The sequence below is a fragment of the Glycomyces sp. YM15 genome, assembly GCF_016918015.1.
In the GTDB taxonomy this organism is placed as follows: domain Bacteria; phylum Actinomycetota; class Actinomycetes; order Mycobacteriales; family Micromonosporaceae; genus Glycomyces.
The window spans coordinates 1-21,812 of the sequence record NZ_JAERMK010000004.1 but is presented as its reverse complement, the minus strand read 5'-3'; the positions used below and the strand labels follow the sequence as shown (position 1 = coordinate 21,812).

16 protein-coding genes are annotated in these 21,812 nt (G+C 67.5%); 10 read left to right on the top strand and 6 right to left on the bottom strand.

Going from position 1 to position 21,812, the window contains the following annotated elements:
* Nucleotides 1-30: 30 nt before the first annotated feature.
* Genes JHY01_RS05850 through JHY01_RS05840 form a run of 3 tightly spaced genes read left to right on the top strand, consistent with a single transcriptional unit; the run spans nt 31 to nt 3,834 of the window.
* Nucleotides 31-981, top strand: coding sequence for a carbohydrate ABC transporter permease (locus JHY01_RS05850; RefSeq protein ID WP_205324676.1), 951 nt, complete (start codon nt 31-33; stop codon nt 979-981).
* A 1-nt stretch (nt 982) separates the two neighbouring features.
* Nucleotides 983-1,792: a carbohydrate ABC transporter permease gene (locus JHY01_RS05845; protein ID WP_205324675.1), complete on the top strand. Its 810-nt coding sequence runs from the start codon at nt 983-985 to the stop codon at nt 1,790-1,792.
* 20 nt (nt 1,793-1,812) lie between these two features.
* A complete protein-coding gene (locus JHY01_RS05840; RefSeq protein ID WP_205324674.1) occupies nt 1,813-3,834 on the top strand; it encodes a TIM-barrel domain-containing protein in 2,022 nt (673 codons plus the stop codon).
* A 218-nt stretch (nt 3,835-4,052) separates the two neighbouring features.
* Here JHY01_RS05840 and JHY01_RS05835 read toward each other — a convergent pair whose 3' ends face one another.
* Together JHY01_RS05835 and JHY01_RS05830 are read right to left on the bottom strand one after the other, a co-directional pair.
* Nucleotides 4,053-5,204, bottom strand: coding sequence for a ricin-type beta-trefoil lectin domain protein (locus JHY01_RS05835; RefSeq protein WP_205324673.1), 1,152 nt, complete (start codon nt 5,202-5,204; stop codon nt 4,053-4,055).
* A 295-nt stretch (nt 5,205-5,499) separates the two neighbouring features.
* Complete coding sequence (locus tag JHY01_RS05830) at nt 5,500-6,273, bottom strand: AraC family transcriptional regulator (RefSeq protein ID WP_205324672.1); 774 nt, start codon at nt 6,271-6,273, stop codon at nt 5,500-5,502.
* Nucleotides 6,274-6,407: 134 nt separating this feature from the next.
* Here JHY01_RS05830 and JHY01_RS05825 point away from each other — a divergent pair, with 134 nt between their 5' ends.
* Both JHY01_RS05825 and JHY01_RS05820 read left to right on the top strand, forming a co-directional pair.
* Nucleotides 6,408-8,015, top strand: coding sequence for a hypothetical protein (locus JHY01_RS05825; RefSeq protein ID WP_205324671.1), 1,608 nt, complete (start codon nt 6,408-6,410; stop codon nt 8,013-8,015).
* A 36-nt stretch (nt 8,016-8,051) separates the two neighbouring features.
* On the top strand, nt 8,052-10,991 hold the full coding sequence (locus tag JHY01_RS05820) for a glycoside hydrolase family 2 TIM barrel-domain containing protein (RefSeq protein WP_205324670.1): 2,940 nt from the start codon (nt 8,052-8,054) through the stop codon (nt 10,989-10,991).
* Nucleotides 10,992-11,124: 133 nt separating this feature from the next.
* On the opposite strand, the gene JHY01_RS05815 is transcribed toward JHY01_RS05820, so the two are convergent.
* On the bottom strand, nt 11,125-11,898 hold the full coding sequence (locus JHY01_RS05815) for an AraC family transcriptional regulator (RefSeq protein ID WP_205324669.1): 774 nt from the start codon (nt 11,896-11,898) through the stop codon (nt 11,125-11,127).
* Between the two features lie 463 nt (nt 11,899-12,361).
* On the opposite strand from JHY01_RS05815, the gene JHY01_RS05810 reads away from it, so the two are divergent.
* Complete coding sequence (locus JHY01_RS05810; protein ID WP_205324668.1) at nt 12,362-14,419, top strand: cellulase family glycosylhydrolase; 2,058 nt, start codon at nt 12,362-12,364, stop codon at nt 14,417-14,419.
* 522 nt (nt 14,420-14,941) lie between these two features.
* Here the strand turns inward: JHY01_RS05810 and JHY01_RS05805 are convergent.
* The gene (locus tag JHY01_RS05805) at nt 14,942-15,610 is read right to left on the bottom strand and encodes a hypothetical protein (RefSeq protein ID WP_205324667.1); all 669 of its coding nucleotides are present in this window, start codon (nt 15,608-15,610) and stop codon (nt 14,942-14,944) included.
* A gap of 520 nt (nt 15,611-16,130) precedes the next feature.
* On the opposite strand from JHY01_RS05805, the gene JHY01_RS05800 reads away from it, so the two are divergent.
* Nucleotides 16,131-17,126, top strand: a complete 996-nt coding sequence (locus tag JHY01_RS05800) for a C40 family peptidase (RefSeq protein WP_205324666.1) — start codon at nt 16,131-16,133, stop codon at nt 17,124-17,126.
* Between the two features lie 334 nt (nt 17,127-17,460).
* Here the strand turns inward: JHY01_RS05800 and JHY01_RS05795 are convergent, their stop codons facing one another.
* A complete protein-coding gene (locus tag JHY01_RS05795; protein ID WP_205324665.1) occupies nt 17,461-18,462 on the bottom strand; it encodes a LacI family DNA-binding transcriptional regulator in 1,002 nt (333 codons plus the stop codon).
* A 112-nt stretch (nt 18,463-18,574) separates the two neighbouring features.
* On the opposite strand from JHY01_RS05795, the gene JHY01_RS05790 reads away from it, so the two are divergent.
* The 3 genes from JHY01_RS05790 to JHY01_RS05780 are packed head-to-tail and all read left to right on the top strand — an operon-like array spanning nt 18,575 to nt 21,491.
* The gene (locus JHY01_RS05790; protein ID WP_205324664.1) at nt 18,575-19,705 is read left to right on the top strand and encodes a Gfo/Idh/MocA family protein; all 1,131 of its coding nucleotides are present in this window, start codon (nt 18,575-18,577) and stop codon (nt 19,703-19,705) included.
* Entirely contained in the window at nt 19,702-20,433 is a 732-nt protein-coding gene (locus JHY01_RS05785; protein ID WP_205324663.1) for a cupin domain-containing protein, read from the top strand. Before JHY01_RS05790 ends, JHY01_RS05785 begins: the two co-directional genes overlap by 4 nt.
* Nucleotides 20,430-21,491 (top strand): Gfo/Idh/MocA family protein, encoded by a 1,062-nt coding sequence (locus JHY01_RS05780; RefSeq protein WP_205324662.1) that lies wholly within the window; start codon nt 20,430-20,432, stop codon nt 21,489-21,491. The genes JHY01_RS05785 and JHY01_RS05780 overlap by 4 nt, the downstream gene beginning before the upstream one ends.
* 219 nt (nt 21,492-21,710) lie before the next feature.
* On the opposite strand, the gene JHY01_RS28025 is transcribed toward JHY01_RS05780, so the two are convergent.
* A complete protein-coding gene (locus JHY01_RS28025) occupies nt 21,711-21,797 on the bottom strand; it encodes a hypothetical protein (RefSeq protein WP_374199503.1) in 87 nt (28 codons plus the stop codon).
* Nucleotides 21,798-21,812 lie beyond the last annotated feature (15 nt).

The window sequence follows — 21,812 nt, the reverse complement described above, 5'->3', positions numbered from 1 at the left end:
CGACCGCAACCGGATCGGAGCGATACTCGAATGACCACGCTGACCACGAGAACCGCGGCGGCGCCGACCACGCCCGAGCGCGCGACCGTGAAGCCGAAACGCCGCGGCGCCCACTGGGCGGCGATCGCGTTCGTCATCCCGCTGGTGCTCTACCTCCTTCTCTTCTACGCCTACCCCCTCGTCCAGAACCTGACGATGAGCCTGCACCGCTTCGACCGCGGCACCTTCATCAACGGCGGTGCCCCGTTCGTCGGCCTCGAGATCTACCGAGACGTGTTCGACCACCCGCAGTTCTGGACGATCGTGTGGCAGACCACGGTGTTCACCGCCGTTTCACTCGCCTTCCAGTACCTGATCGGGCTGACGATCGCGGTGTTCTTCCACCGCGGCGGGTTCCGGCTGGCCGCGCCGCTTCGCGGCATGTTCCTCGTCCCGTGGCTGCTGCCCATCATCGTCTCGGGCACCACCTGGCAGTGGATGATGAATCCGGACGCCGGGCTCCTCAACTCGTTCCTCGGTCTGTTCGGAGCCGATCCGGTGTGGTGGCTCAGTGCGGACAACGCCCTGATGTCGGTGGCGATCGCGAACATCTGGCTGGGCATCCCGTTCAACCTCGTGATCCTCTACTCGGGACTCCAGGGCATCCCGAAGGAGCTGTACGAGGCCGCGTCGATGGACGGCGCCACCCCCTGGCAGCAGTTCTGGCGCATCACCCTCCCGATGCTGCGCCCGGTCACGCTCATCACCCTGCTCCTCGGCCTGGTGTACACGCTCAAGGTCGTCGACATCATCTGGATCATGTCAATGGGGACCGGCACGTCCCAGACGCTCGCCACCTGGGCGTACGGCATGTCGGTCGGCAAGGGCGCCTCGGGGGTCATCCGCTACTCCGAAGCCTCGGCCGTCGGGACGATACTGCTGCTGGCCGCACTCGCCTTCGGGTTGATCTACATCGCGGCCCAACGGAAGCAGGAGCACTGACATGTCTCGCACCTGGTGGAAGAACCCCATCGCGCTCGCCATGACCGCGCTCATGCTCTTTCCTCTCTATTGGATGCTCAACGTCTCGTTCACGAAACGCGAGAGCATCCGCGGCGGCGACCTCGTGCCGGTCGACTTCACCGTCGACCACTACGCCGTCGTCTTCCGTGACCAGCTCCCGTACCTCGGCACCAGCCTCCTGATCGGCACGGGGACCGTGGTGCTCACCCTCGCGATCGCGGCGCCGGCCTCCTTCGCGCTCGCCAGCATGGCCGTGCCCGGACGCCGCAGCATCGGTTTCGCGTTGATCGTGGCGCAGATGGTCCCGGCTGTGGTCATGTCGCTCGGCCTCTACTCGATCTACAACACCGTCGGGCTGCTCGACACCCTCCCGGGGCTGATCCTGGCGGACTCCACGATCGCGGTCCCGTTCGCAGTCCTCCTCTTGACCGCGTTCATGGCGGGCATCCCCCGCGAACTGCTCCAAGCGGCTCAGATCGACGGCGCCTCGCACTGGAGGACTTTCCGGTCGATCGTCCTGCCGGTCTCCCGGAATGCGATCATCACGTCGGCGCTGTTCGCATTCCTATGGGCATGGTCGGACTTCATCTTCGCTTCGACGCTCAACCGCGAGGGCGGCCTGCTCCGACCGATCACAATGGGCATCTATAACTACATCGGCGCCCAGAACCAGGAGTGGGGCCCCATGATGGCGACGGCGGTGGTCGCCTCGATCCCGGCGGCGGTGCTGCTGGTGGTGGCACAGAAATACGTCGCCGCCGGCGTGACCGCCGGCGCCGTCAAGAACTAGCAGAATCGAGTGACAACCTGATGAACACGTTCGAGACTTCCGAGGACGCCATCATCTGGCGTGGTGACGGCGAGACGCTCGTTGTCCAGGCCTGGGGCCGCGATTCGCTGCGGGTGCGGAGCACCCGGTCGGGGGAGGTGCTCGACACGGACTTCGCGTTGCTCGAGCCCGAGCCCGTCGAGGTCCAGATCACTGTGGACGGGGAGGTCGCGACGCTTGTCAACGGCGCGATCACCGTGGTGTTGCGTGCGTGGGGCGGTTGGGACTGGCAGACCGAGTACGACGTCTTCGGCTGCTCGGTGGAGTTCCGTGACGCGAGCGGGAGGGTGCTGCTTCGGGAGCTCGGCAGCGGCGGGGCGCTCAAGCTCATCGCTCGGGAGTTTCGGCCGTTGTCCGGGGGCGCGCACCGGCTGCGGGCGGCGTTCGAGCCGCCGGCGGGGGAGAAGTTGTACGGGATGGGCCAGTACCAGCAGGACATCCTCGACATCAAGGGTTCCACGTTCGAACTGGCGCATCGCAACTCGCAGGCGAGCGTGCCGTTCGTGCTCTCCAGCGCCGGGTACGGCTTCCTGTGGCACAACCCGGCGATCGGCAGCGCCACCTTCGCCGCCAACCGCACCGAGTGGATCGCCGAGTCCACCCGGCAGCTCGACTACTGGATCACCGCCGGAGACACCCCCGCGAAGATCAGCGCCGCCTACGCGAACGCGACCGGGCACGCCCCGGTGATGCCCGACTACGGCCTGGGCTACTGGCAGTGCAAGCTGCGGTACTGGAACCAGGAGCAGCTGCTTGAGGTCGCGCGTGAGCATAAGCGCCGCGGCCTGCCGCTCGATGTGATCGTCGCGGACTTCTTCCACTGGCCCAAGATGGGCGACTTCCGTTTCGAGGAGGAGTTCTGGCCCGATCCCGCCGCGATGGTCAGGGAACTCCAGGAGATGGGCGTCGAGCTCATGGTCTCGGTGTGGCCGCAGGTCTCGGTCCAGTCGGAGAACTTCGCGGCGTTCAAGAAGGACAACCTCCTGGTCCGCACTGAGCGCGGGCACGGCGTGCAGATGAGTTTCCAGGGGCCGAGCATGTTCGTGGACGCGACCAATCCCCTTGCGCGCGAACAGGTCTGGGAGGTCATCAAGCGCAACTACCATGACCTGGGGATCAAGCTGTTCTGGCTCGACGAGGCCGAACCGGAGTACGGGGTCTACGACTTCGACAACTACCGCTACCACGCGGGCCCGAACGTCGAGGTCGGCAACGTCTACCCGCAGGCGTTCTCGCGCATGTTCTACGAGGGGCAGAAGGCCGCGGGGCAGGACGAGATCGTGAACCTGGTGCGCTGCGCGTGGGCCGGGTCCCAGCGCTACGGCGCGCTGGTGTGGTCGGGCGACATCCACTCCGACTGGGCCGACTTCCGCCGCCAGATCACCGCTGGTATCCATATGGGCGTTGCGGGGATCCCGTGGTTCACCACCGATATCGGCGGTTTCGGGGGCGGCAACATCGAGGACCCCGGATTCCGGGAGTTGCTGGTCCGCTGGTTCCAGTTCGCGGCGTTCTGCCCGGTCATGCGCATGCACGGCGACCGGCAGCCCAGTGAGCGGGTGACCGCGGCCGACGGTTCGCCGCGCAACAACTCCGGCGCCCCGAACGAGCTGTGGAGCTTCGGCGAGGAGGTCTACGAGATCCTGGTGCGCTATGTGCGGCTGCGGGAGGCGCTGCGGCCGTACACGAGGCGGCTCATGGACCAGGCGCACACCGACGGGCAGCCGGTCATGCGCGGGGTCTTCCACGAGTTCCCCTCGGACGCGGTCTGCTGGGACCTGGCCGACCAGTACATGTTCGGCCCCGATGTGCTCGTGGCCCCGGTGGTGGACCCGCACGCGACGAGCCGCCGCGTCTACCTCCCGGAAGGCGCTTCATGGACGGAGCTGCGGACGGGAACCGCCCACGAGGGCGGGCAGTGGCTCGCGGTGGACGCCCCGATCGACGTCATCCCGGTGTTCGTCAAGAACGGCGCCCTGCCTGAACTGATCGGCACGATCTGATCCGGACGGTCAAGGGCGGGGCGCCGATCGGCGCCCCGCCCTTCGGCGCGACTGACAGCAGGGCAATGGTCCGCTGTTCCGATCGGGGTGGGCGTTCTGCGCGCAGTTCGGCGATGATGAGGCCGCGACCTCGGGTCGTGAAACGGTACTTCGCGGCCGGATGAAACGGTGGGGGCCCGGTTGCCGGGCCCCCATGGGCGTGGATCAGGACAGGTGGGCTATCGCAGCGTCCATTGCTGGTTGGCACCGCCCTGGCAGGACCACAATTGCACCTTCGTGCCGTTGGCGGTCCCCCAGCCCGCGGCGTCGAGACAAAGTCCTGATTGGACTGATCTGATGGTGCCGTCGCTGTTCAGGCGCCATTGCTGGTTCGACCCTCCATGACACGACCAGATGATCGCGGCCGTGCCGTTGGCGGTGCCTCCTCCCGAGGCGTCCAGGCAGCGCCGGGTCGAGCCGGTGTAGACCGACAGCTCGCCTGTCGAACTGAGGGTCCACCGTTGGTTCGAGCCGCCGTGGCAGTCCCACAGCTGCACCTGCGTGCCCGCCGTCGTGGACCCGTTCGGGACCTCGATGCACCGGCCCGAGCCGGTGCCGCGCAGTTCGCCGGTGCCGCTGCCGGAGGTGTTGCCCGACCCGCCGCCGGAAGTGTTGGTCCACCAGGCCTGGTAGTTGTTCAACGAGTACCGCTTCGAGACGCCACTGGTCGAGGTGATCTCGATGCCGAACTGCATGGTGTCGAAGTCGGTGTTGCGCAGTAGGCCTTCGGCCGCGGCCCAACGCCAGACGGCCAAGGCGTCGATGGTGCCGCTGTTGGTCTGCGTGGCGGGGATGAGCTGCAGGACGTTCCAGCCGGGGTCGGCCTGCCAGACTTCGGCGTAGAGGATGCCACCGATGGTCACGTTGGTCCTGATCTTCGTACCCCAACCGCCGCCCTGCGGATGCCAGCTGGTGAACACCATGACTTCGTCCTGGCCGCCGGTCGACCAGATGTCGCTGGTCCAGTTCCACCAGTCGCCGCTGGCGACGGGAGCCGACGAGGTGTCGTACGTGAACCCCGCCGACTGCATCTGCGCCAAGGGGGTCCGGGGTCGGACCGAGGTGTTCGGGTAGGACTTGATGCCGCCGCCGGACTGAGTGGAGTCGACGTACCACGAGCTGAGGCTGTCGACGGTGAGGCACTGGGTGCCGGCGTTGTCGCCCCAGATGTTGTTGTAGATCGTCCAGTCACCCTGGCGGTACTCGCCCCACCGGTCGCACGAAGAGTAGACCTGGGCCTGCGCCGGTGTCGCGAAGCCCAGGAGCGCGGCGATCACGAGGACCACCAGCGCCATCCGGCCGAGAACGGCCGGCTTGCCGACAGATTTCATCTGACCTTTCCTTCCTGCAAGCCGTTGGCGTGATTACCGTCGGCGCGCAGATCCATGTCCAAACGCGCTGATGGATTCCGAGCGCGTGATATAGACAGTCTGCAATGTCTCGATGTTCGAGTCAATGTTTGAACGTGTAAACAAACAAATAAAGATTCGATGAATGTGTCCGCGCACACCGGTGACCCGGTGCTCGCCGGTCTGATCGAGTCCTTCGTCGGTCGGACCTTCAGGGAACGGCTGTGGCGCAGTCTTCGCGAAGCGGATGAGCCGATCTGGCACGCGAAGACCGTCGTCAGTGCCGGGCCGTGTCGCGGACCGAGCGGGGCGACATGCCGAACTCGCGGTGGCAGGCCTTGTTGAACGACTGCAGGTCGGGAAAGCCGATCGACTCGGCGATCGCCGGGATCGAGAGTGTTGACTCGCGCAACAGGTGCCCAGCCCGCACCATCCTGCGATGGCGCACATAGGCGACCAATGTGGAACCCGTGGCCTCCTTGACCAGCCGAGTGAGGTGGTTGTGCGAGACGCCCACGGCAGCCGCGACCTCGGGAACCGTGATCCGCCGTGGCAGGCGCCGCTCGATGTGGGCGAAAGCTGCGGAAACGGCGGGGTGAAGCCCTGCTCCAGGCTCTTTCGGCTGCAGTCGCACCGTTCGCCACAGCGCGGACCAGACTTCGGCGGCGGCCTGGCCGGGCGAGTCGGCGACAGCGGCGATGGCTTGGCGCAGCCGCTCCGCGATCGCGGGTGCCGCGGGCCCGGCGTCCTGGATGAGGGGCAGGGTGTGCGGCGTTCCTCGTGGCGAGGGCCGAAGGTGCACGTAGAGGTGTTCCGATCGGCCCCGATAGCGGTAGCGGACCTCGGCTCCGGCAGGAATGAGACTGGCGCGGCCCGGCTTGATCCGGTGGGCGGTGCCGTCGACTTCCAGGTCGGCTTCGTACTCGTAGAGGTGGAACTGCCACAGGTCAGGGAGTCGGAAATGGTCGCCGGACCCGCTCAGGCCGTGGATGGCGAAGCCGGCGTTCACTACCTCCGGTGGTTCTTCGAGGAAGATAGTCACGTCATGCATCCTGAAAATGAACCACACATCAATCGAATTGTCTACGGAGTCGACCTGGTGCGTTATCCAATGTCGTGAAAACAGACTACAAGTCCGTGATTATCGACAACTAGGGCGACAGCATCGGTTCTTAATCTCGGCTTATGAACGAACACGGTCAACCATCGAAACCCGTCCGCATTGAAGCGGACGCCCGCGCACACGGCGAACCGCTGCATCATCACTGGAACCTGGTGGTGGGGGCCGGGCGGGCGGCGGAGGGTCTGCGTGCGAACTGGCAGGAGCACCTGCGCACCGCCGTAGACGAATGCGGCTTCCGCTACGTGCGCTTCCACGGCCTCTTCCACGACGACATGTTCGTCTACAAGACGGGCGAGGACGGACCGGAGTACAACTTCCAGTACATCGACGAGGTCTTCGACCGGATGCTGGAGGCCGGGGTGCGCCCGTTCGTCGAGTTCGGGTTCTCCCCGGGCGACCTCGCCCGCGAGAAGAAGACGGTGTTCTGGTGGGGCGGGCACGGTTCGCCGCCCACCGACTTCGACGCGTGGGCCGATCTCGTGACCGCGACCGTCGCGCACTGGCAGGCCCGGTACGGGGCGGAGGAAGTGCGGCGCTGGTTCTTCGAGGTGTGGAACGAACCCAACCTCGACGGGTTCTTCCGCGGCACGCGTTCGGAGTACTACGAGTTGTACGCCGCCACGGTGCGGGCGTTGAAGGCCCTCGACCCGGCGCTGCGCGTGGGCGGGCCCTCGACCACGAACTTCGTGCCCGACGCGCGATTCGACGGCGAGGCAGAGGACCGCACCATCACCCCGGCAGTGGTGAGCGGGCCGGAAGACCTCGACGACTTCGAATGGCGTCCGGTGTGGATCGAGCACTTCCTCGACCACTGCGCCACCGAAGGGCTCCCGGTCGACTTCATCTCCTGCCACCCCTATCCGACCGACTGGGCGTTCGACGAGCACGGCAACGGCGCGACCTATGCCCGTCACGCCGGCGCCACCGCGGCCGACCTCGCCGTCCTGCGCCGCATCGTCGACGCCAGCGCCTTCCCCGAGGCCGAGATCCATCTGACGGAATGGAACTCGACTCCCTCCTCGCGCGACCACACCCACGACTACCCGCAGGCCGCGACGTTCATCGTGCGGGCCAACCTCGAATCGATCGGGCTGGCCGACTCCCTCGCCTACTGGACCTTCACCGATGTCTTCGAGGAGGCGGGGGCCGGGCCGACGATCTTCCACGGCGGGTTCGGCATGATCAACCACCAGGGCGTCGTCAAGCCCAGCTTCCACGCCTACCGGTTCCTGCACACCCTCGGGGACGAGCTGCTGGCCCGCGTCGACGGTGCCGTCGTCACCCGCGACGCCGCCACCGGCAAGGTCGCCTGCCTGGCCTACCACTACCCCGGCGAGATGACCCGGTCGGTGCCGCTGTCCCAGCCGGGGCGGGAGGTGGCCGAGGCGACGCTCGCAGTCGGCGGACCGCGGGCACTCGACATCGAGCTCGGCGGCCTCGAACCCGGATGCCGCCTGCTGGCCGAGACCGTGGGCCCGTCCCGGGGCGACGCGCTCGCGGCATGGCGTTCGATCGGTGAACCGGAACCGCCGAACCGCGAAGAACTGGCCGTGCTGCGCACCGCGGCCAGGCAGACGCCGCAGGAAGTTCGCAAGGCGGACGCCGAAGGACGGCTGCGGTTCACGGTCACTTTGCAGCCGTGGGAGATCGTGTCGCTACGCCAGCTGTGATGCGGCCCGCGCCACGACATTATCGAAGGGAAGACCATGGCGACAAGCCGAACCGATTACAGCTATGTGGAGGATGCCGGCCCGGGCAGCGGGCGGTCTGCGCCGCGTTCGGCGCCGCGTTCGGACGCCGCAGCGCTGAGCCTCGACGGCGACTGGCGGTTCCGCCTCGCAGCCGGATCGCACGACACGACCGAGGGGTTCGAGGACCCCTCCTTCGACGCGAGCGCTTGGGACGATCTCAAGGTCCCGTCGATGTGGCAGATGTACGACCTCGACGGTGAAGCGCCCTACGGGAGGCCGCAGTACACGAACATCCACTACCCGTTCCCCGTCGACCCGCCGCGGGTGCCCGACGCGAACCCGACGGGGGAGTACCGGCGCTCCTTCACACTGCCGGCCGACTGGCCCGCCGACGGGCGCACCCTGCTGCGATTCGAAGGCGTCGACTCCTGTTTCGCCTTGTGGCTCAACGGTGTCCGTCTCGGCGACGGCAAGGGTTCGCGTCTGCCCACCGAGTTCGACGCCACCGCGCATCTGCGGCCCGGCGAGAACATCGTGGCGGTGCGGGTCCACCAATGGTCCTCAGGGTCCTATCTGGAGGATCAGGACACGTGGTGGCTCTCGGGGATCTTCCGGCCCGTGTCGCTGCTGCACCGCCCCGAGGGCGGGATGGACGACGTGTTCGCCCATGCCGACTACGACCACGCCACCGGTCTCGGAACACTGCTTGTCGACGCCACCACTTCGGGCCGCGTGAGCGTGCCCGAGCTGGGGATCGACATCGCCACGGGCGAGACCGCCAGCGTCCCGGTCGAGCCGTGGACGGCCGAGACACCGCGCCTGTACGACGCCGTCGTCGCGACCGCGACCGAGCGTGTGAGCCTCCGTATCGGTTTCCGCACCGTCGCGGCCGAGGACGGCGTGCTCAAGGTCAACGGGCGGCCGATCCTGCTGCGCGGCGTCAACCGCCACGAATGGGACCCCGACACCGGCCGGACCCTCGCTGTCGAGACCATGCGCCGCGATATCGAGATCATGAAGCGGCACAACGTCAACGCCGTCCGCACCAGCCACTACCCGCCGGACCGCCGCTTCCTCGAGCTGTGCGACGAACTGGGGATGTGGGTCATCGACGAATGCGACCTCGAGACCCACGGCTTCTACCACTACGGATGGCGCGAGAATCCCGCCGACGACCCGCAATGGCGGGACGCGTGCCTCGACCGCATGGCCCGCATGGTCGAACGCGACAAGAACCATCCGTCGGTGATCATGTGGTCCTTGGGAAATGAATGCATCGAGGGCGAGAACCTGGAGGCCATGGCCGCATGGACCAAGCAGCGCGACGCCAGCCGCCTGGTCCACTATGAAGGCGACTACGACTCCCCCTACGTCGACGTCTACTCCCGCATGTACGTCCCGCACGAGGAACTCGACGGCATCGGCCGACGCGAGGAGGAGCCGACCAGGGACGCCGCGAACGACGCGCACCGCCGGATGCTGCCGTTCATCCTCTGCGAGTACGCCCACGCCATGGGCAACGGCCCCGGCGGGCTCGCCGAATACCAGGGCCTGTTCGAACGCCATGAGCGCTGCGCGGGCGGTTTCGTCTGGGAGTGGATCGACCAGGGCGTGCGCCGCCGCACTGTCGACGGCCGCGAATGGTTCGCCTACGGCGGCGACTTCGACGAGATCCTCCACGACGAGAACTTCATCACCGACGGCCTGGTCTTCTCCGACCGCACCCCGTCCCCGGGCCTCATCGAATACAGGAAGGTCATCGAGCCCGTCAGGTTCCGCATCGATCCGGACGAGCAGACGATCACGATCGCCAACGGCCACGACTTCGCCGATACGAGTCATCTGCGCTTCACCTGGCAGTTCGAAGACGACGGCGCGGAGATCGCAAGCGGCGGAATGGAAGTGCCCGCAGTCGCGGCGAGCGGCGCCGTGCGGATCGGGTGGCCCGAGGAACTCCGCGAGGCCGTTGCAGCGGCGGCCGGCGAGGGCTGGGTAACAGTGCGCGCCGTCCTCGACGGCGACCAGGCCTGGGCCGAGGCGGGCCACGAGCTCGCCTGGGGACAGACGCCGACGTCGTCGCCGGCGGCTCCACCGGTGATCGGCGCCGGCGTGGCGCCGGTGGCCGTCGCCGCCGGGTACCGCCTCGGCGGCGCCGAGTTCGACGCCCTCGGCTGCTTGACCTCGTTCGAGGGCATCGAGCTCGAAGGCCCCCGGCTGGATCTGTGGCGGGCACCGGTCGACAACGACCGCGTCGCCTGGGGCACCCTCTCCACGGCCGCCCACTGGCGGGATCGGAACATGGCCCTCGACCGGCTGGAGCACAAGGTCCTCGACATCGATGCCGGCAGCGGCAGGCTCATCGTGTCCACACGGGTCGGTGCCGCCGGAGCCAGGATCGCCATGGCCGCCCAGTACGCATGGACCCATGACCCGGAGACGGCGAAGCTGTGGCTGACCGTGGCGGTCGCTCCCGAAGGCGAGTGGCGGCATCCGCTGCCGCGCTTGGGCGTTCGCCTGGCCGTTCCGAAGGACCTTGACTCGGTCACGTGGTTCGGCGGCGGGCCCGGGGAGGCGTACGCCGACACCCGCGCCGCCGCGCGGATCTCCCGCTACGACGCCACGGTGGCCGACATGCAGACTCCGTACGCGTATCCGCAGGAGAACGGCTCCCGCATCGACGTGCGCTGGGCTCGCCTGGCGGGCCCGGACGGCACCGCGCTGACCTGTTTCGGCGCTCCCCGTTTCGCATTCACGGTGCGGCCGTGGACGAGTGAGGACCTCGACGCGGCGAAGCACCCCCACGAGCTCGTCGAACGCGACCGGCTCTACGTCAACCTCGACGCCGCGGTCCACGGCATGGGCTCGGCCTCCTGCGGCCCCGGGGTCCTTCCCGAATACCGACTGCTGCCGGAGCCGACCGCCTTCACCTTCGGTTTCGGCACCGGGCGGTGCTGAACGAACGATGCGGTCCACCGGTCTGAGACCGTTGGGCCGCATCGTTCACCGCACCCGCTGGAGCTCCTTGCGGAGCGCTGTCCACAATTCGAACCACTCCTCCGCAAGATCATCAGACGAAAATGGACGGTGATCAGCGCCGGGCGCTGTCGCGAACGGTGCGAGGAGACGCGCCGAATTCGCGGTGGCAGGCCTTGTTGAAGGTCTGGAGGTCGGGGATGCCGACCGATGCGGCGATCGCCGGGATCGAGAGCGTCGACTCGCGTAGCAGGTGCTCAGCGCGCACCATCCTGCGGTGGCGGATGTAGGCGACCAGTGTGGATCCGGTGGCGTCCTTGACGAGTGTCGTGAGGTGGTTGGGTGAGACGCCCACGGCGGCGGCGACCTCGGGGACTTTGACCGACCGCGGGAGCCGCTGCTCGATGAAGGCGAAGGCGGCGGCCACCGCGGGATGTTCGTTGCTGCCAGGTTCTTTCGACTGCAGCCGCACCGTTCGCCACAGCGCGGCCCACACCTCGGCGGCGGCTTGGGCGGGGGAGTCGGCGACGGTGGTGATCGCCTGCCAGAACATCTGGGCGAGCACCGGGCCGACAGGGCCGGTGTCCTGGATGAGCGGCAGGGTGTGCGGTGTTCCCCCTGGCGAGGGCCGAAGGTGCACGTACAGGTGCTCAGAGCGGCCGCGGTGGTGGTACTCCACATCGGTCCCGGCGGGGATGAGGCTGACGCGCCCGGGCTTGATGCGGTGGAGGGAACCATCGACGTGCAGGTCGGCCTCGTACTGGTAGAGGTGGAACTGCCACAGGTCGGGGAGCCGGAAGGGCCCGTCGGGGCCGTTCAAGCCGTGGATGGCGAAGCCGGCGTTCACCACTTCCGGTGGCTCGTCGAGGCGGATGGTCACTTCACGCATCCTGGAAATCAACCACAGATTCGCGGAATAGTCCAGCCGTATGCAGTTCCCGAACCGGTTCGCTCGATGGCGACGACCGTGGAAATGATCCACAAGTCCGTGGTTTTCGACAAGTAGTGACTCCGGATCGCTTTCTAAGGTCGGCGTATGGCCGCAGTCCGCGCGACCCGGAGAGGGCGCAGGTCGAGGTCACCCGGCGGACGGGGATACCTCGACCGCGATCGCGCGACGCTTCGGCGGGGGAGTGGCACCCGCTTCGACGCGGGCGCTCGGCAGGGTCGTCGGATGCTCCTGTACCACTTGAAATAGCAGTTTACCTCGCAAAACGTCAGAAAATAAACATTGAGGCATCTATGTATTGACAAAGTTGTGCGAGCAAACTTAATCTTTCGAGGTAGTAGCCGTGAGGACCCCCGTCAGGCTCACGGCTCGAGAACCCCTTCAACCGGCAGAAAGCATCACAATGACACTTACCTCGCAAGGCAGAACCAGGCTGCGTCTCGCAGCGGTCTGCGCCGCCCTCCTGGCGTTGTTGACCGCGGGAGCGGTCGGCATCGTCAGCGCCAACGCCAGCCCCCAGGGCTGCCTGGTCGATTACAAGGTCACCTCGGAGTGGAACGGCGGCTTCATCGCCGACGTGAAGGTGACCAACCTCGGCGACCCGGTCGACGGCTGGGAGCTCAAGTGGGCCTTCCCGTCCGGTCAGCAGGTCACCCACGGCTGGGCCGCCGACATCGCCTCCTCCGGTGCCGACGTCACCGCGAAGAGCCTCAGCTACAACGCCAAGGTCAAGACCGACAAGCAGGTCTCCTTCGGCTTCGCCGGCTCCTGGTCCGGCGCGAACGAGGCCCCGACCTCGTTCAAGCTCAACGGCGTCCTCTGCGACGGCACCGTCAGCGACCCCTCCACCACCCCGCCCCCCGCGGACGAGCTGAACGCGGTCGAGACGGTCGCGGCCATGGAGCCGGGCTGGAACGTCGGCAACACGCTCGACGCGATCCCCGAGGAGACCTCCTGGGGCAACCCGCTGATCACCGAAGAGCTGCTCGACACGGTCAAGGCGGCCGGATACAAGTCGATCCGCCTGCCCGTCACCTGGACCGACTACATCGGCGAGGGCCCCGACCACACGATCGACCAGGCGAGGCTGGACCGCGTCACCGAGGTCGTGGACTGGGCGATCGAGCGCGATCTCTACGTCCTGCTGAACGTGCACCACGACTCGTGGATGTGGATCAACACCATGCCCACCGACCACGACGGCGTCGTCGCGAAGTTCGACGCGGTCTGGACCCAGCTGGCCGAGCACTTCAAGGACCACTCCGAGCTGCTGGTGCTCGAGAGCAACAACGAACCCCAGTTCGCCGACACCACCCACGAGGAAGGCGACGTCTACAACGACGAACTCAACCGCCTGTTCTACGAGATCGTGCGCGGTTCCGGCGGCAAGAACGCCGACCGGCTCCTGGTGCTGCCCACCCTCCACACCAACGGTGATCAGGCCCGCCTCGACTCGCTCAAGGCCACGATCGACGCGCTCGACGACGACATGATCGCCGCTACCGTCCACTTCTACGGCTACTGGCCCTTCAGCGTCAACATCGCAGGCGGCACCAAGGTCGACGAGAACGTCTTGGCCGACATCCACGGCACGTTCGGTCGCGCCCACGACACCTTCGTGGACAACGGGATCCCGGTGATCGTCGGCGAATGGGGCACCCTCGCCTACGACTACACCCGTCCGGGCATCATCCAGCACGGCGAGCTGCTGAAGTTCTACGAGGAGGTCCAGTTCCAGGCCCGCGACAAGGGGATGACCCTGATGCTCTGGGACGCCGGTTCGTTCGTCAACCGCGAGACGCTCGAGATGCGCGACCAGCACCTCCATGAATGGCTCATGTCGAACGCGACCACCCGCTCCGGTACGGCCTCATTCGACTCGATCTATGTCGACAAGACCGATGCGATCGAGCCCCAGTCGCTCACCCTGAACCCCAACGGCCTCGATTTCGAAGGTCTGTGGCACGGCGACACGGCCCTGACCGAGGGCGCCGACTACACCGTCGAGGGCGACACGCTCACCTTGACCGCCGCGGCGCTCACGAACCTGTCCGGTGACCGGGCCTACGGCGTGAACACCACGATCGAAGCCCGGTTCTCGGCCGGAATGCCGTGGCAGATCTACATCATCACCTACGACGAGCCGACATTGACGGACGCGACCGGGACGACCGAGTCGTTCGCGATCCCGACCGAGTTCAACGGCGACCGACTCGCCACCATGGAGTCCGAGTACGCCGATGGAACCGCGACCGGGCCCGGCGACTGGACGCCCTTCAAGGAGTTCTGGTCGACCTTCCAGCCCGACTACGAGGCTGGGACCATCCTCCTCAAGCCCGCACTGCTCAATGAACTCGAGGAGGGTCAGACCGTCACGCTGACGTTCCACTTCTGGGGCACCGGCGAAGTCGCGTACCAGATCACCAAGAACGGCACGAGCATCACCGGCTCGGCCCTGTAACCAAGACCGCCCACGGCCGCCGACGCTTCTCGCGTCGGCGGCCCATCCCATACCCGGGCCACGGGGCCTCGAAGGCGTGTCGCGGCTGGAAGCCAGTCCGCGTGGCGCGCAGTCGGGCCCGGAACGCAGCTGAATCGTCACCGCCATCAGCCGGGATCGTGTCCTGGCGGAGGCGCGGCCGGCCCACACGCCGGCAAGGTGTGGGATGGACTTCACGAGGTTCGGCGCCGCAATGATGTCGGGCACCTTCCCTGCGCGGGTGACGTGAGCGGGATACCTGCGCTGTCGCAGGCGATGTGGTGCTTCGAGCCTGGACGTCCGCGGTGTGCTGACGAGGGCCCGGTTCCGGCGCGGCCCCGCTTCGTCCGAATGCGGCTGCCGTCCAAGCACACGGTCGACCAGTCGATGCCCGGAGGCATGCGGCTCGGACAGCAGGAGGCGGCGCAGGTTGCGGTCTCCGGCGAGCACCCGTCGTCGTGCGACAGCCGCTCGCCGGAGCCTCACCGGCTTCGTGGTCGCGCCCTACAAGCCTTCCAGCCTGATCGGGAACTTCACGATCGTCGCCACGTCACTGCCCTGCTGGCCAGGGAGCGACAGCTCGGTCGTGTCCTTGAGCTTGTAGCGGGCTCCCCTGGCCGGGAAGCCGTTCAGCTTCGCGACGAGGACGGCCGCGTCCTGCGCCTTCAGGGTCAGCGGCTCCTCGGTGTCGGCCGGCAGCCCCAAGACCTCGGGGTACCGGACCGTGATGTTGAGCGGCACCTTGAGGGTGTGCTGGAACTTCGTCGACTCCGAACGGTTGTGCCGCAGCACGGACCGCTCCTTGTTGTTCCGGTTGGCCGGCTCGATGGCGATCGTGATGCCGCCCTGCTTGGCCGGCGAGGTCAGGTAGAACTCGGTGATCCTCGTCTGCACCGAGGACGGGTCGCCCTTGTTCGGCTCGACCTCGAACGTGGCCTTGCCCTTGAGCGGGCCGGTCTTGACCTTCTGGCCCACGAAGATCAGCTCGAGCCCCTTCGAGGCGAGATCCACCTCGATGGTCGCGCCCGGCGCGGGGAGCTTGGGAACGACTTGTTCGGTCCGCTGAGCGGCGACGGCGACCCCCGCGACCGCCACGCCCACGGCCGACGCGGCGACCGCTCCCGTCGCCACGCGGCGAATGATCTTTGCTCGTTTCTTCTTGGACATCTTCATCGACGTCACCCTCCATTGGAGTTGCAAATCTGACGTTTCCGAGGCTATTCATGAACCGCAGGAACGTCACCGAATTCGCGAATCCACGCTCGAAATCAACGTCCCCTCCTGTAGTTCGGCGAGCGAGGCTCGCCGTACGACACCCGCAGAGCCTCCTGCCTTGGGCCGGACGCCTCGGGACGCCCCGACGATCCAGTCAGCCAGGGCGATCCTTTACAAGGGACTCTCGCAATTCGACGAGTTCAACATGAAAGCTGCTCACCTAACATCAAGGCGTTTCCGGCAAACCCGTGATGCGGCGTGAAACCGGACACCATACGACGATCGGTACTCGACGTGTCGAACTTCCGAGAACTCCTTCGAATGCTGCGAGACCGCGTCAGCGTAGGGAGAAAGCGGCGCCCTCATGAGGGGGGCTGCCGGATCGCAGCAGGGAGGACATCCATGGATGCCATCGCAACTCATTCACATTGCGCCCCATCACGTCCGGCCGACGGTTCGGTGGGAGGCGAATGAGCCGATGACGATGTCCGTGCCGAAACAGCTCGAACCCGATCTCGTCTCACCGCGGAAGTGCCCCCTCGTCCATGCTGCGACGGTCCGCAGGAGGGCCGCACTGGTGTTGGCGCACTTCACGGCGGTAATCGCCGTAGCTGGGACGCCAGCGCATGCTGATGACATCGATCTCGCCCGGGCCGACAGTTCCGAGATCCGGGCGCACGTCGACGATCTCTTGCAGGATCGCGCTTCCGTCAAGGATGAGACGGAACGACTCGCAGCCGAACAGTCGGAACTGAGCGCTCTGATCGAGCAGGCCAATCTGGAATTCGGCACGATCGAAGCCCAACTCACACGGGCCACCGAAGCGGTCGACGCTGCGAGCGGTGACCTTTCGAGCAAGTTCGAGCCGCTGGCCGAGCTGCGGACCGAGCAAGCCCTCCGCTACGAGGCCTCCGAGCGAGCCCGCGAACGCCTCGTCGTGATCGCTCCGATGCTCACTCGACTCACCCACCGGTCCGAGGATCTGTCCGAGGTCATTCGAACGGCACGGGACGCGCTCGAGGAAGCAGAGGAACGCGAGCGCGAGCGCGGGCGCGAACGCGAGCGCGAACGCGGGGAAGCGGCCACCCGCTCAACCTCGACTTCAGCAGACCCCGGACCGGCTCCAGCCACCACGAGTTCGGCAGTTGCCTTCGCCTACGACCAGGTGGGGAAGCCGTACGGTTCAGGAATGGCCGGCCCGAACGCCTACGACTGCTCGGGCCTGGTCGTAGCCGCCTATTCGCAGTCGGGAGTGGATCTTCCCCGCACGTCCCAATCGCAATGGGCCGCGTCCGAACCGCTCGACCGCGGCGACCTCGCCCCTGGCGATCTGGTCTTCTCGCACAACTTGGGACACGTCGCGATCTACGTCGGCCGGAACCAGGTAGTCCACGCCACCAAACCGGGTGACACCGTGAAGGTCGCCTCCCTCGACTTCCTGCCCGTCGACGGTTATCGGCGTGTTGGGAATTGACCGAGTCGCCATCGCGGCTCATCCGTGGCGACCTGCTCGGCAACGTCCTCTTCGCCGCGGGCGAGCCGCCGACGATCAACGCGAATTGGGCCCAGTTGCTGTTGCGCGCCCTGGCTTTCCGAACGGCGGCCCTGCACCTGCGCGAGGTCCGGGACGCGTCGCTCGCGGATCGTCATGCTCCCGTCGTGGACGTGATTCTCGCACGCCGATGCGCCATGGACCGCCGCAGGCGATCGGCCCTGCAGGTCGACCGGTTCCATGCGACCGGAGTGCGAACCGGTGTCGGCGCTGCAGGAACGACCGCTTCCACGGCGCCGCCTGCCGCTGAACGCGATCAGGCGCCGGGCCGGCGGGGCGGTGCGATCGACTCGCGCCAGATGACCTGCTGCAGGTCCGCTTCCTGTTCGGGCGCCTCGTCCCTGCGGATCGCGGCGATCAGGCGGCGCATCGAGTAGGCGCCGAGGCGCCGCCGATCCTGGGAGACCGTTGTGATGGACGGGAGGAAGTGGAGACTCAGTGGCACGTCGTCCCAGCCGGTCACGCTCACGTCCCCGGGAACGGACCATCCACGTTGGAGAGAAGCCCGGATGGCCCCTGCCGCGAGGACGTCGTTCGCGGCGATGATCGCGAGCGGGGGAACGTCGTCCGGCAGCTCGCCGACACATTCCCCAGCATGGATGCCGCTCCAGTCGCCGCCCACGACACCGACGGACTCCAACTCGAGCCGATCGACGGTCGCGAGGTAGGCATCGCGGCGTGCGACCGCTGCGGGGTAGTCGGCAGGGCCCGCGATGTGCAGGAACCGCCGGTGCCCGAGGCCGACGAGATGTTCCATCATCTCCACGAGCGGACGCGCGTCGCTGAACGCGCCCGTGGCGTGCATTTCCTCGTCGAACTCGGTGAGGGCGAGGAACGCGGGAGCGGCCGCCGCGGACGACATCCGCGGGGTCGGTATCGGGGAGAACGAGAGGACCCCCTCGTACTCGAACGAGTTGAGGATCGCGTCGACCTCCTGCGCATGCTCGTCAGGGTCCTGCGGCAGGTTGACGACTTCGACCATGTAGCCGGTCTCGCGCGCGGTGGTCACCGCGCCCTCGAGGAGCGGTCCGAGGCTCAGCCCCGGGAAGGGGATGACGATCGCGAGCCGCCCGGTCCGCTGCGTGCGCATGGAGCGTGCGGCGAGGTTGGGGCGGTAGTTGAGTTCCGCGGCCGCGCTCATGACCTTGTCGCGGGTGGCGGTCGAGATGCCGGCGCGCCCGGTGAACACGAACGAGACGGTCGACTGCGAGACTCCGGCGAGTCTCGCGACGTCGTGACTGGTCGGGCGTTTCCCCATGCCTGCATCCTCCATCTCGGGAATCCCGCGCTCAGGCCTTGACCCGGCGGGTGTGCCGTGCTCATACTACCTACTACGTCTTAGTAATACGTAGTAGAAAATGCGAGGAAGCATGCTCAGGATTGGAATCATCGGGACCGGCGGGATCGCCGGCGCGCATGTCGGCGGATATCTCGCGTTCCCGGAGGAGTGCGAGATCGTCGCGCTCGCCGATGTGATGCCGGGCAAGGCCTCAGCGAAGGCCGCGTCGTTCGGGCTGACGGCCGCGGTCGGATACGACGACCCCCTGCAGATGATCGCGGAGGCGAACCTCGACCTGGTGAGCATCGCGACGCCGCCGTCGACGCATGCGGCGCTGGCGGTCGCCGCGCTGGACGCGGGCGTGAACGTCCTGGTGGAGAAACCGATGGCCCCGTCGCTCGAGGAGTGCGATGCGATGCTCGCGGCGCAGGAGCGCTCGGGCAAGCTCCTCTCGGTGGTGGCGCAGAACCGTTTCCGCGACGACCTCGCCTCCCTCAAGAGCGTCCTCGACTCAGGACTCCTCGGAGCCATCTCGCATGTGCGCGTGGACTCGGCGTGGTGGCGGGGCCTGCCCTACTACGACCTGTGGTGGCGCGGCACCTGGGAGAAGGAAGGCGGCGGCTGCACGCTCAACCACGCGATCCACCACATCGACCTGCTGCTGTGGCTGCTGGGGAGCCCGACCGAGATCACGGCGATGCTCGCGAACGCGCAGCACGGCAACAGCGAGGTCGAAGACCTCTCGGTCGCCGTGTTCCGGTACGAGCGGGGCCTGGCCCAGCTGACGAGCTCCGTGGTCCACCACGGTGAGGAGCAGGAGATCGTCATCCAGGGGGAGAAGGCCCGGGTGTCCCAGCCGTGGAACGTGATCGCCGAACGGTCCGACGGCGGCGGGTTCCCCGCGCAGGGCGGCGATCCCGAGCTGGTGGCGGCCATCGAGGCGGTGGTCGCCGAGCGCGAGCCGCTGCGTCACCACGGGCATGAGGGGCAGATCGGGGATCTCCTCGCCGCGATCCGCGACGGGCGGGCGCCGATCGCGGACGGGCGGGACGGTCGCGCGGCGATCGAAGTCGTCACGGCTATCTACAAGGCCGGCATCGAGCGGGCGTTCGTAGCGCTGCCGCTGGAGGCCGACGACCCCTACTACCGGGCCGGGAGGCTCGTGGAGCGGGCTCCGCGCTTCCACGAGAAGCAGCGCTCGCTCGCCGAGGCGGCGTCATGAGCCAGTCGTCGTTCCCCGGCGGGACCTCGCTGTCCCATCTCGACGTCTATGAAGGCGCCGCGCCCGACGGCATCTGCGGCGGCAGCCCCCACATGCACCTCGTCTCGACCGAGGCGTACATCGTCGCCGAGGGCCGCGGCGCGCTCCAGACGATCGACGGCGACGGCTTCCACGAGACCGAGCTCGAAGCGGGATCGGTCGTATGGTTCACCCCCGGCACGATCCACCGCGCCGTCAACCGCGGGGGACTGAAGGTCGTCGTACTGATGAGCAACGCCGGCCTGCCCGAGGCCGGGGACGCGGTCATGACCTTCCCTTCCGCGATCGTCGCGGACCCCGCCGCGTACGCGAAAGCGGCCTCCCTCGGCGACGAGCACGGCCGGGCCGAACGCGCGGCGAAGCGCCGCGATCTCGCCGTGAACGGATTCGAGGCCCTGCGCGACGCGGTCACCGCAGGGAACCGCGGACCACTCGAGGATTTCCACGTGGCAGCGGGCGCCCTCGTCCAGGACCGCGCCGCGGGCTGGAGCCGGCTCGTGCGCGAACGCCCGCTCGCGCAGGCCGAGCAATCGCTCGCGCTGACCGAGGCGGTCGCTCGCGGCGACATCGCGCACCTGGGCGAGGCCCGTGTGCACCAGGCGATCCCGTCCGCGGGAGAGCGCGGATTCGGCATGTGCGGCCGCTTGCGCACCTACGACGTCACCGACGTCGAGAAGCGCTCCCGATGAACCATCCGTACACGTTCGACCCCCTCCCGCAACCCGTCGTCGAGCGCGGCGAGTTCGCGTTCGCCGCCATCGGCCTCGACCACGGCCACATCTTCGGCATGACCGATGGCCTCATCGGTGCCGGTGCGACCGTGACATGGGTGTTCGACGACGACCCCGAACGGGCGGCCGCGTTCGCGCAGCGGTACCCGACCGCGCGCATCGCCTCGTCGGAGCAGGAGGTGCTCGGCGACCCCGACGTGCGCCTCGTCGCGACGGCGGCGATCCCCTCCGAGCGGGCCCCGATCGGTCTGCGCGCCATCGAGGCCGGCAAGGACGCGTTCGTCGACAAGGCGCCGATGACCACGTTCGCGCAGCTCGAGGCAGTCCGCGAAGCGACCGCCCGCACCGGGCGCAAGTACGCGGTGTACTACGGCGAGCGGATCCACGCCGAGGCCGCGATCCTCGCCGGCCAGCTCATCGAGCGCGGCGCGATCGGCGAGGTGCTGCAGGTCGTGTGCTTCGGCCCCCATCGCGTCGGCGACGGGCGGCCGGACTGGTTCTACGATCCCGCCCGGTACGGCGGGATCCTCTGCGACATCGGCAGCCACAACTTCGAGCAGATGCTCTATTACACGGGCGCGGCCGACGGGCGCGTGTCCACCTCCACGATCGCGAACTACGCCCACCCCGACACCCCCGGCCTGCAGGACTTCGGCGACGCCCACGTCATCCTCGACAACGGCACGACCGGATACGTGCGCGTCGACTGGTTGACCCCCGACGGGCTCGGCGTCTTCGGCGACGGCCGCACACTCCTACTGGGAACCGACGGTTACCTCGAGCTGCGCAAGTACATCGACATCGGCACCGACAACGGCTCCGGCCAGGTCCTCCTCGTGAACCAGGAGGCCCAGTACCGGTTCGACGCGAACGGCATGACCGGGTTCCCCTACTTCGGGCAGCTCATACGCGACTGCCTCGACCGCACCGAGACCGCCATGACCCAGGCGCACGCGCTGAAAGCCGCCGAGCTCAGCCTGCAGGCGCAGGTCGGCGCCATCACGCTGGCCCCGTAACAGGCGGTTCCGGAGTCCACAAGAGCGATTCCTCCGAGCGGCGCTCCACCGACCGGCGCGTACGGCGCCGCGTTCATCGAACTCGACTCGGTCGGTGGACCGGACTACGCCGAAGGGGACCTGCCCACCTGGGTCTGACATCAGCGTCCTGCGATGGCCGGGGAACAGGACGAAGGCGGGCCCCGAACGTGCTGCTCGGGGCCCGCCGGTCGGATCGGTTTAGGTGAGGGTCCAGCGTTGGTTGGTGCCGCCGTGGCAGGACCAGAGTTGGACCTTGGAGCCGTTGGCGGTCGCAGCCGCCGCCACGTCAAGGCACAGGCC

Excerpts from the sequence above, each read along its gene's own strand:
- JHY01_RS05850 (WP_205324676.1), top strand. The coding sequence starts at position 31 with ATGACCACGCTGACCACGAGAACCGCGGCGGCGCCGACCACGCCCGAG.
- JHY01_RS05845 (WP_205324675.1), top strand. The coding sequence starts at position 983 with ATGTCTCGCACCTGGTGGAAGAACCCCATCGCGCTCGCCATGACCGCG.
- JHY01_RS05840 (WP_205324674.1), top strand. The coding sequence starts at position 1,813 with ATGAACACGTTCGAGACTTCCGAGGACGCCATCATCTGGCGTGGTGAC.
- JHY01_RS05835 (WP_205324673.1), bottom strand. The coding sequence starts at position 5,204 with ATGAAATCTGTCGGCAAGCCGGCCGTTCTCGGCCGGATGGCGCTGGTG.
- JHY01_RS05830 (WP_205324672.1), bottom strand. The coding sequence starts at position 6,273 with ATGCATGACGTGACTATCTTCCTCGAAGAACCACCGGAGGTAGTGAAC.
- JHY01_RS05825 (WP_205324671.1), top strand. The coding sequence starts at position 6,408 with ATGAACGAACACGGTCAACCATCGAAACCCGTCCGCATTGAAGCGGAC.
- JHY01_RS05820 (WP_205324670.1), top strand. The coding sequence starts at position 8,052 with ATGGCGACAAGCCGAACCGATTACAGCTATGTGGAGGATGCCGGCCCG.
- JHY01_RS05815 (WP_205324669.1), bottom strand. The coding sequence starts at position 11,898 with ATGCGTGAAGTGACCATCCGCCTCGACGAGCCACCGGAAGTGGTGAAC.
- JHY01_RS05810 (WP_205324668.1), top strand. The coding sequence starts at position 12,362 with ATGACACTTACCTCGCAAGGCAGAACCAGGCTGCGTCTCGCAGCGGTC.
- JHY01_RS05805 (WP_205324667.1), bottom strand. The coding sequence starts at position 15,610 with ATGAAGATGTCCAAGAAGAAACGAGCAAAGATCATTCGCCGCGTGGCG.
- JHY01_RS05800 (WP_205324666.1), top strand. The coding sequence starts at position 16,131 with ATGACGATGTCCGTGCCGAAACAGCTCGAACCCGATCTCGTCTCACCG.
- JHY01_RS05795 (WP_205324665.1), bottom strand. The coding sequence starts at position 18,462 with ATGGGGAAACGCCCGACCAGTCACGACGTCGCGAGACTCGCCGGAGTC.
- JHY01_RS05790 (WP_205324664.1), top strand. The coding sequence starts at position 18,575 with ATGCTCAGGATTGGAATCATCGGGACCGGCGGGATCGCCGGCGCGCAT.
- JHY01_RS05785 (WP_205324663.1), top strand. The coding sequence starts at position 19,702 with ATGAGCCAGTCGTCGTTCCCCGGCGGGACCTCGCTGTCCCATCTCGAC.
- JHY01_RS05780 (WP_205324662.1), top strand. The coding sequence starts at position 20,430 with ATGAACCATCCGTACACGTTCGACCCCCTCCCGCAACCCGTCGTCGAG.